This is a genomic window from Aristaeella lactis (genome assembly GCF_018118585.1).
Taxonomy (GTDB): Bacteria; Bacillota; Clostridia; order Christensenellales; family Aristaeellaceae; genus Aristaeella; species Aristaeella lactis.
Genome location: NZ_CP069421.1, coordinates 1,018,774 through 1,034,277 on the forward strand (window position 1 = coordinate 1,018,774; position 15,504 = coordinate 1,034,277).

Below are 15,504 nucleotides of genomic sequence, written 5' to 3' on the forward strand. Positions count from 1 at the left end.
GTTTTCAATGTCTGCCTTTATATGTTCAGGCTTCTGTAGTTTCCGTGGCTGTGTCTTCGGTGGTTTCTGCAGTGCTGATCTCAGCTTCTGTCATTTCGTCCTTTTTCGCCTCTTCAGCGATTTCCTGCTGTGCTTCAGTGCTTTCGGCAATGATCTCGGCAGCGGTCCTGGGTTTGTCTTCCTTCGTTCCCTCCGGAATCTTACCCGTTTCCATCAGCTCAACAAACTCAGCGCGGTTGAGGGTTTCCTGCTCAAGGAGTGCCTGGGTCAGGGTCTCAAGCCGGTCGCTATGGTCTGTCAGGATTTTCTTCGCCTTTTCATAGCACTTCGCCAGGATATCGGCAACCTCGCGGTCGATCTTGGCCGCGATCTCCTCGCTGTATTCACGGCTCTGGCCGAATTCCATACCCACGAAGACTTCCTGGTCACTTCCCAGGTAGATCGTTCCGATATTGTCGCTCATACCGAACTGGGTGACCATCTTCCGGCAGATCTCCGTTGCCCGCTTCAGGTCACTGGAGGATCCGGTATAGATCTCGCCCAGGCCGACTTCTTCCGCGGCGTGTCCGCCCAGCATCATGGTGATCTGGTCCAGCAGCTGGCTCCGGCTCATATTGTCATGCTCTTCCGCCGGCAGTGCCAGGGTATGGCCCGCGGCCTGTCCGCGGGGCACAATGGTGATCAGGTGGACTTCATCGCAGCCTTCCAGCAGGTGTCCGATGATCGCGTGTCCGCCTTCATGGATGGCTACCATCCTGCGGTCTTTTTCGTTTACCTTGTGGCTCTTCTTTTCAGGACCCATCTGAACCCGCGCGATAGCGTCGATCAGCAGCTGCTGGTCGATCTTTTTCTTCCGGGCACGGGCAGCCAGGATGGCGGCCTCGTTCATGACTTTTTCAAGGTCAGCACCGGTCGCGTAAGGCATCCGCTTGGCGATATTGTCCAGGTCCACATGCTCGTCCAGCTTCTTGCCCTTGCTGTGAACCTTCAGGATCGCGACGCGTCCGTTCTGGTCCGGATAGTTTACGGTCACCTGGCGGTCAAAACGTCCGGGACGCATCAGCGCCGGATCCAGGATGTCCCTGCGGTTGGTGGCAGCCATCACAATGATGCCTTCGTTCACCGCAAAACCGTCCATTTCAACCAGCAGCTGGTTCAGGGTCTGTTCACGTTCGTCATGTCCGCCGCCCAGTCCGGCGCCGCGATGGCGTCCAACCGCGTCGATTTCATCAATGAAAACAATGGCCGGAGCCACTTTCTTGGCCTGGTCAAACAGGTCGCGAACACGGCTGGCGCCTACCCCGACAAACATTTCCACAAAGTCGCTGCCGCTGATGGAGAAGAAGGGTACGCCCGCTTCTCCGGCAACCGCCTTGGCCAGCAGGGTTTTACCTGTTCCGGGAGGTCCCACAAGCAGCACACCCTTGGGAATGCGCGCGCCCAGTTCCGTATAGTTGCGGGGATTCTTAAGGAAGTCCACCATTTCCTGCAGTTCTTCCTTTTCCTCATCCGCGCCGGCAACGTCCGCGAAAGTTACCTTGTTCTTGGTCGGATCCTGCATCCGCGCGCGGCTCTTGCCGAAAGACATCACCTTTCCGCCGCCGCCAGCCTGGGACCGGATCATCACGAACCAGATCGCGGCAAAAATGCCGAGCATGATCAGGTAAGGCAGCAGGTCATACCACCAGGGCACCACAACAGGCGCGCGGTATTCCAGGTCAAAGGACAGCTGGTCCACCGTCATCTGGTCAAGGCTGACGCCTTTTTTATTCGCCTCGATCTGCCGTGCTGTTTCCAGGAAATCAGAACCGATCGTGGTTTCAAAGTCATAGTTCCGTTCCGGGAAATCATCCCTCAGCACAGTGGTGGAGTTCGTCAGGCCGACAAGGGAGTTGTTGCGCACAGCAACACGGGCCACCTTGCCTTCCTTGATCATCTCCAGCAGCTGGGGATATTCGATCCTGCGGCTGACCGTCTGGTTAAGCCCGCCGTTCAGCAGGATAGCGATCAGCAGCAGCGTTGAAAGCAGCACAACGTATCCGATGATGCCTCTGGATGGTTTTCTGTTCAAAAGGTATTCCTCCTTATAAGGAAAATCTGACTAATGGGGTCCGTCAGATGTTAATCAGTGTTTCCTCAAGCCTTTGTGGATTATTCTCCGTAGATTCTCGGGGATAAAACGCCGATATCCGGCAGGTTCCGGTAGGTCTGGTCATAATCCAGCCCGTAGCCTACCACAAAGGCATCCGGGATGTCAAAGCACACATAATCCACCTTCAGGTCCTTGACTGTCCTGCGGGCTGTTTTGTCCAGCAGGGCCGCGATCCGGATGGAGGCGGCGCCCCGGTGAGCCAGCATGCTCTTCAGGTAATTCAGCGTCACGCCGGTATCAACGATATCTTCCACTATAATAACGTCCTTGCCGACGATATCCTTGTCCAGGTCCTTCAGCACGCGGACAACGCCGCTGGTTTTGGTGGCGCTTCCGTAGCTGGAGATCGCCATGAAATCAGCTGTCAGCGGAAGGTCGATCTCCCGGATCAGATCCGAGAAGAAAAGTACCGCGCCTTTCAGGATGCAGACCAGCACCGGTTCTTTTCCGGCGTAGTCCGCGGTGATCCTGCGGCCAAGCTCCCTGACTTTTTCAGCAATTTCTTCCCTGGTTACAAGGATTTTCTCAAGGTCTTCGTAGATTTTGGCGTTCTGTTCCATGTTGTTTTACTCTCCTGTCTTTTCTGCCCAGGGCATATCGCCGTGCCAGGTCAGTCTCACCGGATGATCATCCGGATTCCATCCTGGTATATCTCCCGCGCCTACGCCGCATACCAGCAGTACCTCATCGCCGCGGCAGAGAAGCGGGATCCTGTCCCGGAATGGCTCCTCAATCTTCCTGTCCGTCAGGAAGTCCTGGAGCTTTTTGTGTCCGGCGGATCCGAAAGGCCGGATTCTGTCTCCGTCTTTCCGGGTCCGGATCACACATCCGTCGCAGAAATCTTCCGGAACTTCCTGCGTTGTCTTACCGTTTCCGGGTCTGCCTTCTGACGGGGTTACCGTAAGCCGGAAAGAACCAAAAGCCGTCTCCGGTGTGCAGAAGGAAACCGGATCAGGCTTTTTTTCTTCATTTCCCGTAAGGAACAGGTACCTGCCTGTCCGTACGGCGTGCCGGTTGCCCGGCAGGTTGATCTTTCCTTTATGACTGATCAGGAGCCTGTCCAGCTCATCGGTCTGTGTGGCGCTCAGGGCATGTTCCTTCAGTCTGGGACCGTTCATGGTCCACCATTTTCGCAGCACCCGTTTCCGCATGCCGGCCGGTTCCGTCGCGATCGCTGCGGCTTCCAGTGTACTGCCGCTGCAATGCTCCCGGATCAGTTTTTCCGTCCGCTCATACAGCGTATCGTTATCATCCGCGATCTGTCCGGCGGTGCGGCAGATCTTTTCCACAGCGTTTTCAGCAATCCGTTCCATCGCGGGAACCAGTTCCTTGCGGATCCGGTTGCGCAGGTAAACGTCCTGTCCATTGGTGGAGTCTTCCCGCCAGGAAAGGCTGTCTGTCCTGAGGGCCTCACGGATTTCATCCCTGCGGATTCCAAGCATCGGCCGAAGGATCCGGATCCCGTCCGTGATCTCATCGTTCCGCATGCATTCCAGCCCTTCGGGACCGGCTCCCCGCAGAAGTCTCATCAGGAAGGTTTCCGCCTGGTCATCAGCATTGTGAGCCAGGATCAGCGCGTCCGCGCCGGTTTCCAGGTATCGTTCCCGGAAAAAGGCAAATCGTGCCGTCCGGGCGGAAGCTTCATCTTTCCGTCCGTCCAGTTCCGCCCTGTATGCGGTAAAGGGAACGGCTTCCCTTTCGCACAGTTCACGGCAGAACCGTTCATCCTCATCAGATTCCGCACCCCGCAGTCCGTGGTTCACATGGACTGCCTCAAGCCTGATCCTGCCTTCCCTTGCGTCAGGTGCCAGCAGTGTCAGCAGCATTGTGCTGTCGGCTCCGCCTGAAAGTCCGAGCAGGTACCGGCCTTCATGGACCTGTCTGATCTGAAGGCGCAGCTTTTCGCAGGCTTTGTGCATTATTGTCCTTCTCCCTTCCAGGGAGCGGCGCATCTTGAGCAGGGTGTAAGGTCGTCGTGCTGCCCGGCCAGCAGTTCACCGTACGTAAACTGTCCTTTAAAAGGAAGGTACTTCGAGCTGGTGGAAGGACAGTTTGGATCCCGGTGATAGCTCTTGCCGCCATCCGGGTTATAATACAAAATCGTGGAAGCGCTGGTTTCCGGCTTCGGTGTGGGTTCCGGCGTGGGTGTTTCGTTCGGATCCTTTGTAACAACCGGTTCATTGGATTTCAGGCTCTGGGGATCCACATACCACTGGTCATCATATTCATACTTCATAATGACGCCAATACGGTACTGAACAGGCTCCTTACCGTCGTTCCTGTCCATCTCTGCCGAGAGGGTAATGGTTCTCGATGTGTCCTGGGACGTGCCTGAGATGCTTTCAGGATATACCTTGCTCATGTCCGTAGGCTTCCTGTTGCTGAGAAGGTTAAACAGCGAGTTCCTGGGATTTTCTGTGTTGGCCTTCCATTTGGGGCTGCACAGGTTGAGCATTTTATCTATATCATTGTTTGTCCAGTACTCAAAGAATTCACGGAGCCTGTTGCTGATCTTTTGCTCTTCAGGATCAACTTCCTGTGTTTCCTCCGGTGCCGGAGTAACAGGCACAGCCTGCTGTTGCGCCGCCTGCTGGGCGCCGTTGTTTTCCTGTGAAACAGAAGCCGCTCCTGTATTGACGGTCTGCTGGTTATTGGTCCGGTCAGCACCGGTGTCGCCGGCGCCGCCTGTCACAAGGCCGATCACGGTGACCAGCATAAGCATTCCGAAGACGATGGAGAAGCACAGCCTTTTGTTGCTGGCGATCATGGGTTTAAACCAGAACAGGCCGATGGCTCCTGCCGCGAGGGCCAGGAAAAGCCACTTGATGCCGCCCAGTCCCGGCACAAACATTCCCAGTGCGAAAAGCACCAGCAGCACCGCGCAAAGGATCAGCAGGTAGGCATCCGTCATTTCAAACGGTTTTTTCCGCACAGGAACAGGCTGCGGAACGTATCCGCCGCCGTTCAGCGGCACCTGTCCGCCGGGTCCCTGCATTGGGTTCACAGGAGTCTGCGGAGCGCGGCCCATCTGGGTGTAGGCGCCGTATCCCTGGGTGTATCCGGTCTGTGCCTGGTAACCGGCCTGTGCCTGCGCCTGGTATCCGGGCGTCACATATCCCTGGCTGTAAGGAGTCTGGGGAATATAGCTGCCGGCAGGTGCCTGGCTTCCGGGATAAGGATAGCCGGGAGTCGTGCCCGCGGGATTCGGCTGGTATCCTGTCTGCTGCGGATAAGGCTGCGCGGCCTGGTATCCGGGCTGGGTCTGTCCCTGTCCGTATGCCTGTGGCTGGTAACCGGTCTGTGCGAAGGATCCCTGGCCGATGTATGCCGGTTCAGCGGTTCCCGGGGCGGTCTGTCCGCCCGCGACCTGGGGTGTCTGGTAGCTTCTCGCTCCCGCCGTTCCGGGCATCTGCGGGATATTCTGATTCTGGAAGTATCCGCCCTGCCGGGGATAGCCCTGCGTCTGCGGATATCCCTGGGGCTGTGTATAGCCGGCCGGTGCCTGCTGTCCCTGCGGTGAGGGATAGCCCTGGTAGCCGGTACCGCCCGCAGGATAGGACCCCTGCGGATAACCGCCCTGGGGCATGAATCCGGTGTCCTGCGTAAAGTTCTGCTCTTTTCGCTTCATTATTTTTCCCTTTCCGCTGTTGCGGTAATCTTCTTCTGAATCCAGTCATCAAGCCGTCATGAAAGGGACGACTCAATAAAATATTTTATCATTATAATAGGGTCTTGTAAACTCATTTTTGCCGCATTGACACCCCTTTTCAGCCTATGATAAAATAATATAGTTTTTGAGAAATGGAGGGGTACTTTTGCCATTCCGGGATCACTCATCTCATCAGACAAAGACCACCATTCTCATCGGTGCCATCTCCGTTATCCTGTATCTTATCCTTGGCATCGCGTTTTTCGTATGCCTTTCTGTCAATAACTACTTTCTTCGCCATATCAACCGTACCCTTGCCACAACGCTGCTCACCTTCACAGCCATGAGCATCGCCATGCACGCGGTCTACGGTGGTTTTGATGTGGGCCGGAAGAAGAATAAACCCGTTATTTCCGCCATGATCTCCGGCATCGCGATCACCGATATCATCACCTATATCCAGCTGCAGATCATGAACGTGAACCCGAACAACAATCAGACTCTGATCCTGTTCGGTCCGGACCTGTTATACCTGCTGCTCTGCTATGTCATCCAGGTGATCGTCATCATCCTCTTTGTCCGCGTCGGCAATCAGCTGTATTTCTATTTTACCCCTCCCCGCCGCTGCCTGCTGATCCTCGGCTCCCCTTCCCAGGAAGAGGCGCTCCGCGCGAAGATCGAACGGTACCAGCTCCAGTGGCGTGTGGAGGATACAGTCCTGTATAACGTTCCGGATCTTGCCCAGCGCATTGAAATGGCGGATGTGATCTTCCTGGGCGCGGTGCCGGACCGTGCTAAGGTTGCCCTCCTGAAGCTCTGCTATGACGACCGCAAGGACGTGATGTGCAAGGCTGAACTGGAGGATATCATGCTCTGTAATGCCCGGCCCACCATCGTGGATGACGCGGCCTTCCTGTCCATGGAATATAATAAGATCACGCCTTTCCAGCGTTTTGCCAAGCGGTTCGGGGATATCATCATCTCGCTCTTTGCGCTGATCCTTTTCTCCCCCTTCATCCTGCTGATCTCCCTGCTGATCAAGCTGGAAGACGGCGGTCCCGTCATTTTCAAGCAGTCCCGGCTGACTGTGGCAGGCCGTCCCTTTACCATCCGTAAGTTCCGGACCATGAAGGTCCACAGTGAACTGGATGAAGTCCAGGTTTCCGTTTCAGTGGATGACCCCCGTATTACCAAAGTGGGCGCCTTCCTTCGCCGTTACCGGCTGGATGAGATTCCCCAGTTCTTTAACATCCTCATCGGGGATATGTCCGTTGTCGGCCCCCGTCCTGAGATGATGGCCAACGTTGCCCGCTATAAGATGAACCTGCCCAGCTTCGTCTACCGTGAAAAGATGAAGGCCGGCCTCACCGGATACGCGCAAATTGAAGGCCGTTACAATACCTCTGCCGAGGATAAGCTCATGCTCGACATGATGTATATCGAAAGCTTTTCTATCTGGCTGGATGTGAAACTTATCCTCAGGACAGTGACCATTTTCCTGAAAAAAGATTCAACCCAGGGCTTTCAGAAGAGTCCCGGATCGAATATCAAAGCAAAAAGAGGAGATATCAGATCATGAACACAACCCTTCTGATCATGGCAGCCGGACTCGGCTCCCGTTACGGTGGAAACAAGCAGATTGACAGGATCGGACCCAATGGCGAGATTCTCATGGAATACTCCATTCACGACGCGGTGGAAGCGGGCTTTGACAAGGTGGTCTTTGTCATCCGTAAGAGCATGGACGAGCTTTTCCGCTCCATGATCGGCGATAAGATCGCGAAAAAGGTCAAAGTGGAATATGCTTACCAGGAATATGATTCCCTGCCGGACGGCTTTGTCCCGCCGGCTGACCGCACAAAGCCCTATGGCACCGTGCACGCGGTTGCCTGTGCCAAGGATGTTATCCATGAGCCATTCGCTGTCATCAATGCCGATGACTATTATGGCCGTGATGCCTTCAAGGCCATGGCGGATGCCCTTCACCGCCTGCAGACGGAAGAAAACAAAGCCTACATGGTCGCTTACTACCTGAAGAACACGGTTTCCAAGCACGGCCATGTCACCCGCGGTGTCTGCACAACGGATAATACCGGTCACCTGGTCAAGGTTACCGAAACCTTCAGCATCCTGCCCTTCCCGGATGGAACCATCCGTGATATCCATGACAATCCCGAGGGAAACCTTCTGGATCCGGATGCCCTGGTTTCCATGAACCTGTGGGGCTTTGCGCCCTCCTTCTTTGACGAAGCGATGCTTTACCTGTCTGAGTTCCTTAAGGACGATACAGGTGATCCGCTCAAAAAGGAGTGTCTCCTTCCTTCCCTGGTGGACCGTCTCATGCATCTCCGCGGCCTGAAGGTCGAAGTCCTTTCCACGGATGCTGTCTGGTTCGGCGTCACCTACAAGGAAGATAAGGATTATGTCTCCGCGGAACTGAAAAAGCTTCATGACAGCGGTGTCTATCCGGCCGTCCTGTAAGAATTCTGATCATGAAAAGGAATAAACAGCTATGAAAATTCTGCTTACCGGCGGTGCCGGCTTTATCGGCTCCCATACCTGCGTGGAACTTTGTGACGCGGGTCATGATCCCGTTATCGTGGATAACTATGTCAACAGTTCCCCGGAATCCATCCGCCGGATCGAAAAGATCGTCGGCCGTCCCGTTCCCCATTACGAAGCGGATGTGGCGGACAAGGCGGCTATGGACCGTATTTTCTCGGAAAATGATTTTGACTGCGTCATTCATTTCGCCGGCCTGAAAGCGGTTGGTGAAAGCGTTGCCAAGCCGCTGCTCTATTACCGCAACAACCTGGATACCACCCTCACCCTCAGTGAGGTCATGCAGGCCCATGGCGTGAAGAAGATCGTCTTTTCCTCTTCCGCCACAGTTTACGGCAACCAGGACACCGTGCCTTACCGTGAGGATATGCAGTCAGCCGGCTGCACCAATCCCTACGGCTGGACCAAGTACATGATCGAGAAGATCCTGGAAGGCCAGGCTGTTGCCGATCCGGAATGGAGCATTGTACTCCTGCGCTATTTCAATCCCATCGGCGCCCATTCTTCCGGCCTGATCGGTGAGGATCCTTCCGGCATTCCGAACAACCTCATGCCTTATGTGGCCAAGGTAGCTGTCGGCGAACTGGAAAAGCTCTCCGTCTTCGGCAACGATTATCCCACCCCCGACGGCACCGGCGTCCGGGACTACATTCATGTGGTGGACCTTGCCAAAGGTCATGTGAAGGCCTGTGACTATGCCGCTTCCCATACCGGTTCCGAGATCATTAACCTGGGTACAGGTCACGGCTATTCCGTCCTGGATCTGGTCAACACCTTCATGCGGGTGAATAATGTGAATGTTCCCTATGTCATCGCTCCCCGCCGTCCCGGCGACATCGCCGAAAACTATGCCGATCCTTCCAAAGCCAAGCGTCTTCTCGGCTGGGAAGCCGAAAAGAACCTGGAGGATATGTGCAGGGATACCTATCGTTTCCAGACACAAAACCCAAAGGGTTATCGCAGCTGATAAGCAGTATCGCAAACTCTCAACTCAAAAACCGCTTACATCCTGTAAGCGGTTTTTCCATTCGGCTGCGTCAGCAGCCCACCATCTTTCACGTGGCCGTCAGGCCACATTTCACATTGAACGGCTTCGCCGTTCAATATTTCACATCGGCCTTTGGGCCGATATTTCACATGGGGCGAAGCCCCATATTTCACTTACCTGCCTCATCCGAAGGCACACTACCCTCTTCCTTACTATCCCCATCCTCATCAATGTACTTCTTCTTCGCCCAAATGATTCCCACAATCACGAGCCCTATAAAAAACACAATGCTCCCCACCACGGACATCCATTCTTTAATTGCCCCTTCCAGGTTCATCCCAACCATAAACACGATAAATCCCGCGATCCAGCAAAAGCATCCTATTCCCGCGATCACTCTTTCATGTTTCATCTTTTAGTTCTCCTCTCTCACTGTTTGTTTCAGCTGTTAACACTATAAATCTTTCGGCTTTAGCCGAAAATATCACATTGAGCCGCAGGCTCAATATATCATATTCTGCTGAAAGCAGAATATATCATGTTGACGCAGTCAACATATCATTTGGCTGCGTCAGCAGCCATTCCCCGCGGCCGCAGCCGCCAGTAACCTTCACATTCGGCGGCAGGCGAATATTTCACATTGGGCGCAGCCCAATATTTCACACGCCGAAGGCGTATTTCACATTTCAAAGCAATTCATTGCTTTGAAATATTTCACTTACCACTTTCATCCGAAGGCGCACACCTTCCTCCAAGCATTATACCACTCCTCACCTTCCCTCCGGAAGGTTTTCTCTCCTCTCACGTAGAATATTTTATTGTTATGTATTTAATGAAAGAGGGGGCTCTCTTTTGAAGTCTTTTCTCATTCCGGTCGGCCAGCGTGCGGGTGCCTCTCTGCCAACGCTTTTCTCCGCTCTTTCCTGCGGTGCCGCGCTTCCTGTTACCGGCCTGGACATTTTTCATATCACAGACGTCGAATCTGATCCGCTGATCCCGACTCTTGCCGAAGACCTGAACAGGATGCATACTCTCCTGAAACACGGGGATAATGCTTCCCTTTTCCCGTCTTCTTTTGTATATCAGTCTTTCCGTCCGCAGCTTCCTTCTGTCCTCAGCCTGTCTGAGGATCCGTCTTCCGCTGCCCTCCTGGCCGCACTGCGCGGTAAGGGCGTTCCCCTCTCTTACAAAACTGACCGTGAAGCGGTGGAATGGGCCTTTTCGGTCCTGCTTTCTTCTGATCCGGAAGGCACTACCGCTCCCATGCGTACCTGGTTTGAAAAGATCAGGTCCTGCGTTTCCTCTGCGGAAGAATACCGTGTAGCGATTCTATGTGATCCTGCCGATCCCTTTTCCGCCGGTGCTTCCTTTGCGCTGCTTCGCTGGCTCAGCAGAACGGTCAAAGCGGATCCGTCCTGCCTTTCCCTTTTCTGTATTGGCACCGGATCCCTGAATGCGTCCGGACCCGAGAGTGACTGCTTTGCTTCTTCTGTCCGTGCGCTGGCTGAACAGGATCTTGCCGGCCGTCCGGATCGTCCCGGTACCGCCTGTGCGGACGCGGTCTGGCTGCTCTTTATGCCTTCCTCCATGCTCCGCTCACCGGAATCTATCCGCCTGCTTTACACTGTCCTTGCCAGGTGCCTGGCCCGCTTTTTCACCGCGTCCAAAGTGCCTGCCCCGGGGCTTCATACAGTTACCCTACCCGGAATCCTGACTCTTCAGTCCCTGGGGGAAGAGGCAAAGTCTTTTGCCGCCTTTATGCATTCTTCCGCCTGGCTGCTGGCCGATCTTTTCCCCTCTCTTTCTTCTGCCTGCGATCGCCAGGGCGCCCTTCGTTCCCTTGGCCGCAATTCCCGCGGCGGGTTCTTCCGTCGTCTTGCGGGTCAGCATGCGAATCCTTCGGAACTGCGGGATAGCATTTCCCGGGTCCGTCGCGCTTTCAGTGCTGTCCTGTCGGAGATTCTCTCCACCCTTCGCTTCCTGCCGGATCAGATGCGCCTGCCGGCCGTTTCCGATCCTCTCTGGCAGAAGGTTGTGGATGCCTGCGGCAAAACGGTCACCGTCGCTTCAGAATATGATGTCTCCAGGGCGGAAGCTGAAGAAGCAGGTGTTCTGAATGTCCGTCCGGTTCACCGTGTCTCCATGGCGGATACGGAGGAGGAAAAAGCCGGCCGCCGCCTGGAGGATATCGCTGCCCAGCTGAAAGAAGAAACCGATAAAAGGGATGAACTCTTCAAAACCGTTGGCGGCTGCTGGGCTTTCCTGGCGTTGCATAACTGCCGTCAGCGCTGCCAGGAGGCACTGGAAAAGGCTAAGACCCGTCAGGCTGATGTGCTTGCGCAGGCATCCGGGGATCATCTGGCTGAAGCTTCCATTGCCCGCCGGATCCGCCTGCTGGAGGCGGCGGTTGCCCGCTGTGACCGGGATATTTCCGATCCTTCGCTGTCCGCCCGTCTGGAGTCTGATACTCCCTCTTCCCTGGAAGGTCTCACCTCATTCTCTTCCCTGATTTTTGATCCCGCGGCGGCTGAAAAGCTGTCTGTCCTGATCACACCTTCCGCGGATTCCTTTGAAGCATCGAAGAAGGAGCTTATCAGCCTGCTTCCTTCTCTTTTCCCCGGTTTTACCCTGTCTGACGCAAAGCAGCTTTTCCGCCAGCTCCAGTCCGTTTCATCCCCGGATTCGGCGACTGATCCGCTGTCCGAACTCTGCCTTTCCGCCCTGGATGTCAGCACGGCGGAACTGCGTCCCATTCGCCTCGTTTCTGCCGGTGAAGTACCAGCCCTTCCGCTCCTGCCGGATCTGTACCCTGCGGGTCCCCTGCTGACAGTGGATTCCCTGCTGCCGCTTCTGCCCGGTTCAGCCGGGGAGGATCCCGTTCCTGTCAGGCGTGCCCTGCTGGCCCTGCTCCTGCTTCGACAGTACCGCCGCCGTGCTTCTGATGAAGCTTCCCTTTCTGTTGTAAAGTATCAGTCCGGGGATTCTCCCGTGTTGAATGCCTGGCTGGCCGCCCGCGGCACAGACAGCGTATATATCTGCTCTCTTGAAAAAGAGGATACCAGCCTTCCCTTTGCCCTGTTTATTCCGGGCCGGGCTTTACTGCCTGCCCGCCTGACTGCGGCACATACTTCCCTGATCCCTGTCTTTGCCTCTCCCTGGTTTGACTCGGAGACGCTTTCCTTCCGGGATCCCTGCGGCGTTCTGTGTGAGGGGGATCGTACGATCCTTCGTGAACAGCTGGACCGGATGATCAAAGCCTTACCGGAAGAAGGTTCTGAAGCCCTTGTTTCCTTCCTTACCGCCTTCTTCAAAGACCTGGATCCCGTACATCTTTCATCCGCGCTGCCGGATCATCTCAAGCTCCGGATGAAGGCTGCCTATGGTCTCCGGATGCTGCCGGCGTTCAGCGATACCCTGCTGCGCACACCCTGTTTCTATGAACGTTTCCTGGATTCCGATGAAATCGCAGCGGCGCTCATGGGCCGTTCCTCCTTTACAGCCTCACCCTGCTCTGTACCGGATGATATCCTGTTCCTGTACAGGGATGTTCCCTTTGCCCGGGAAAGCTCCCGTACCTTGCTGGAAGCCATTCCGCTTCCCGCGGAAAAGTGGATCCTCAGTCTCCTGGACAGTGAGTGCAAAATCCTTTCCAGCGCGTCTGATGATTATCATGAGCGTCTGATGCAGGAACTCGGCAAGCTCCTGGAACGTTATCCGGATGCCCTGCCGGAAGCCCGGGAAGCAGCGTCCGACCTGATGGAAAAAGCAGCCAAGCCCGTCACTTCCCCGGATACGGAACTGACCTGGCCTTGGGATCCCAAGTCTCCTTCCGTCCTGACAATCCTTACGGAATGCCTGGGCGAAAACCTGGCTTCCGCCGCGTTGCAGCCCTTCAGTGACCTGCTGACCCTTTTCCCTGCCCGAGGCCGGGAGATCATCGGCGATGCCCTTATGTCCGCCATGTGCGTCCTGCCGCCCCGTCCCGTAACTATCCAGCCGGAAGAGACGGAAGAGGAGCTCGATCAGGATCAGGAGGAGCAGGCCCAGCCTCATGAAGTACCCGCGGATTCGGTTCTTCCGCCCCTGTCCCCGTCGCTCTGTAATGCCCTTTGCCGCCTGCCGGAAGGAAAAACCATGATCCGTCCCGGCATGCTTTCCTTTGATCATGCGGATAACAACGCGGTTAAGGTCACCCTGCTGCTGGAGGGAAGCTTTGATGTGCGGCTGACCCGTGTTTACAGTGAGGAAGAGATTGTCCGTCTCTATGCCCATGATATTCCCACCCTCTCCGTCTGGCCGGATCTTCCCTTTGATCCGGAGGACTGGAAGGCTTACTTTATTTATTCGTCACTGCCCGCCGGTTTCAGTGTATCTGCCGGCACAGCCGATGGCGGTACCGTATCCTCCTCGGAAGACGCGGAACGTTCTGTCTGCCGCTCCGCTTCCTTCCCGCTGGCCTTCTCCCTTTTCCGCGGAACGCAGTCTGCGGGTGCTGTGCTGAATATACTGCCCCGTCCGGAAATCCGCCGGGAGGATGCTGTAACCGCCTGTGTGGACTTCGGTTCGGTGGGAACTTCCGTGGTCTTCTCTGTCGGTCATCAGCGCCGTCCAATGCAGGGGCCGACCCTCGTCCGTACGCTTATCACAAACCCTGCCCGTTCCAGGGATCTTCTCCGCAGGGAATTTCTGCCCGCTGTTCCTGTCTCGGCTCTGCTGCCCACCGCTTCCCGTATTTTCCGCAATATCCCGGGCGAATCCCCGCTTCCTTTCGAGGATGGAATAGTCCTCATGTCTTCCGACTTGCAGGATGTGCTTTCCATTCCTTCCGGTGCCCTGTATACCTGCCTGAAATGGGAGGAGGAAAAAGGCCGCTCTGTTTCCCTCTGCCTGCATCAGATCATGCTCATGACTGCCCTGCAGGCCCGCTCAGACGGTGCCGCCACCCTCTGCTGGCGTTTCTCCGTTCCGGATGAGATGGCACGGGCCGGACGTGAACGTCTGGCTGCCCTCTTCACCGAACTGGCGGAGCAGGTCTGCCTGGAAAGCGGTTTCCCCATTCCGAAGAATGTGCCCCTGGTGACTTTTGCGGCGGAAAGTTCCGCCCTGGGCGCCTATTTCCGCCTCTGCGCTTCCGAGGATACCCGCGGCGGCTTTATGGTGCTGGATATCGGTGCCTGCACAGCGGATATTTCCCTGTTCCTTCGCGGCCGTGAGCAGGCCGTCCGTACCTGCCAGATTCCGTTGGGCGTCCATTATATGCTGCTGCCCTCCCTGCTTCGGGAACCGGGCATGCTGCGCCAGGACCTCGGTTATATACAGGATCCCGCCTTCCAGCAGGATCTTTCCATGCTGGAAAAAACGCTCTGTGATGCCAAAGCGGATATCTCCGCCCTGCGTCATTCCCGCCTGGCCCTGGACAGCTTCATTGCGGACCGCTTCACCTCGCTGATGCCGGCCCTGCTCCAGAATCCGACAACGGGTATGCCCACGCGCACCGGTTCCATCCTGCTGCTCCATTTCAGCTATCTGATGATGCTTTCCGGCCTCATCCTGTTGCAGATCGCCGCGGATCCCGGCAAAAACGACTTCCTGCCGGAGCAGATGAGCCTCTGCCTTTCCGGCCGCGGTTCCATCCTGCCGGAGTGCCTGCCGGATCAGTATAAAACTGCTCTCTGGCATTTCCTGACCATGTTCCGGAACCGCCGTGTGGCGTCCCTGTCCTTCCTCTTCTCTTCTGAGAAGAAAATGGAGATCCCTGTGGGCCTTTCCGTGCTGGAAGAGGTTTCCGCTGCCCTGCCCGCGGCGTCCATGGTACCCGCCGCCATCTCCGTCCGTCCGGAGGAGCTCCTGCCGGAGTTCATCCTTCGTTTTGCGAAGGAGTTCCCCGCTTCCGCGGAGCTGCTCTTCCACGGCTTCTATACCGGTGATTTCTATCATCCCTTCACCCCCTACGGCGAATCCGTCATCTCCCGTGCGATCTCCCAGTCCTTCACCGACCGCACCGCGCTCCTCCCCTACGATGCCCTCGCCGCCTGGATTTCTTCCCTCCTGGACCTTCTTCATGAGCCTGTGGTGTAAGTATCCAAAATATTCGGCGGAGCCGAATAATTCATATCTGCCTACGGCAGATAATTCATATTGAACGACATAGTC

General features: G+C 55.9%; 9 protein-coding genes. 4 read left to right on the forward strand and 5 right to left on the reverse strand.

Translation table 11 applies throughout. The features are described from left to right. Nucleotides 1-25: 25 nt before the first annotated feature. The 4 genes from ftsH to JYE50_RS04925 form a co-directional block, all read right to left on the reverse strand. Nucleotides 26-2,071 (reverse strand): ATP-dependent zinc metalloprotease FtsH, encoded by a 2,046-nt coding sequence (gene ftsH, locus JYE50_RS04910; protein ID WP_084094758.1) that lies wholly within the window; start codon nt 2,069-2,071, stop codon nt 26-28. Between the two features lie 80 nt (nt 2,072-2,151). After that, nucleotides 2,152-2,694, reverse strand: a complete 543-nt coding sequence (hpt, locus tag JYE50_RS04915) for a hypoxanthine phosphoribosyltransferase (protein WP_283399160.1) — start codon at nt 2,692-2,694, stop codon at nt 2,152-2,154. Nucleotides 2,695-2,718: 24 nt separating this feature from the next. After that, entirely contained in the window at nt 2,719-4,071 is a 1,353-nt protein-coding gene (tilS, locus tag JYE50_RS04920) for a tRNA lysidine(34) synthetase TilS (RefSeq protein WP_179138220.1), read from the reverse strand. Next, complete coding sequence (locus JYE50_RS04925; protein WP_084094761.1) at nt 4,071-5,780, reverse strand: hypothetical protein; 1,710 nt, start codon at nt 5,778-5,780, stop codon at nt 4,071-4,073. The genes tilS and JYE50_RS04925 overlap by 1 nt, the downstream gene beginning before the upstream one ends. Nucleotides 5,781-5,967: 187 nt before the next feature. Here JYE50_RS04925 and JYE50_RS04930 point away from each other — a divergent pair, with 187 nt between their 5' ends. Genes JYE50_RS04930 through galE form a run of 3 tightly spaced genes read left to right on the forward strand, consistent with a single transcriptional unit; the run spans nt 5,968 to nt 9,330 of the window. Then, nucleotides 5,968-7,380 (forward strand): exopolysaccharide biosynthesis polyprenyl glycosylphosphotransferase, encoded by a 1,413-nt coding sequence (locus JYE50_RS04930; protein ID WP_179138221.1) that lies wholly within the window; start codon nt 5,968-5,970, stop codon nt 7,378-7,380. After that, on the forward strand, nt 7,377-8,282 hold the full coding sequence (locus JYE50_RS04935; protein ID WP_084094763.1) for a nucleotidyltransferase family protein: 906 nt from the start codon (nt 7,377-7,379) through the stop codon (nt 8,280-8,282). The genes JYE50_RS04930 and JYE50_RS04935 overlap by 4 nt, the downstream gene beginning before the upstream one ends. A 31-nt stretch (nt 8,283-8,313) precedes the next feature. Beyond that, complete coding sequence (galE, locus tag JYE50_RS04940) at nt 8,314-9,330, forward strand: UDP-glucose 4-epimerase GalE (protein ID WP_084094764.1); 1,017 nt, start codon at nt 8,314-8,316, stop codon at nt 9,328-9,330. Nucleotides 9,331-9,520: 190 nt separating this feature from the next. Here the strand turns inward: galE and JYE50_RS04945 are convergent, their stop codons facing one another. After that, nucleotides 9,521-9,763, reverse strand: coding sequence for a hypothetical protein (locus JYE50_RS04945; protein ID WP_084094765.1), 243 nt, complete (start codon nt 9,761-9,763; stop codon nt 9,521-9,523). Between the two features lie 440 nt (nt 9,764-10,203). Between JYE50_RS04945 and JYE50_RS04950 the strand changes: the two genes are divergently transcribed. Next, nucleotides 10,204-15,429, forward strand: coding sequence for a hypothetical protein (locus JYE50_RS04950; RefSeq protein WP_084094766.1), 5,226 nt, complete (start codon nt 10,204-10,206; stop codon nt 15,427-15,429). Nucleotides 15,430-15,504 lie beyond the last annotated feature (75 nt).

Excerpts from the sequence above, each read along its gene's own strand:
- tilS (WP_179138220.1), bottom strand. The coding sequence starts at position 4,071 with ATGCACAAAGCCTGCGAAAAGCTGCGCCTTCAGATCAGACAGGTCCAT.
- JYE50_RS04925 (WP_084094761.1), bottom strand. The coding sequence starts at position 5,780 with ATGAAGCGAAAAGAGCAGAACTTTACGCAGGACACCGGATTCATGCCC.
- JYE50_RS04935 (WP_084094763.1), top strand. The coding sequence starts at position 7,377 with ATGAACACAACCCTTCTGATCATGGCAGCCGGACTCGGCTCCCGTTAC.
- galE (WP_084094764.1), top strand. The coding sequence starts at position 8,314 with ATGAAAATTCTGCTTACCGGCGGTGCCGGCTTTATCGGCTCCCATACC.
- JYE50_RS04945 (WP_084094765.1), bottom strand. The coding sequence starts at position 9,763 with ATGAAACATGAAAGAGTGATCGCGGGAATAGGATGCTTTTGCTGGATC.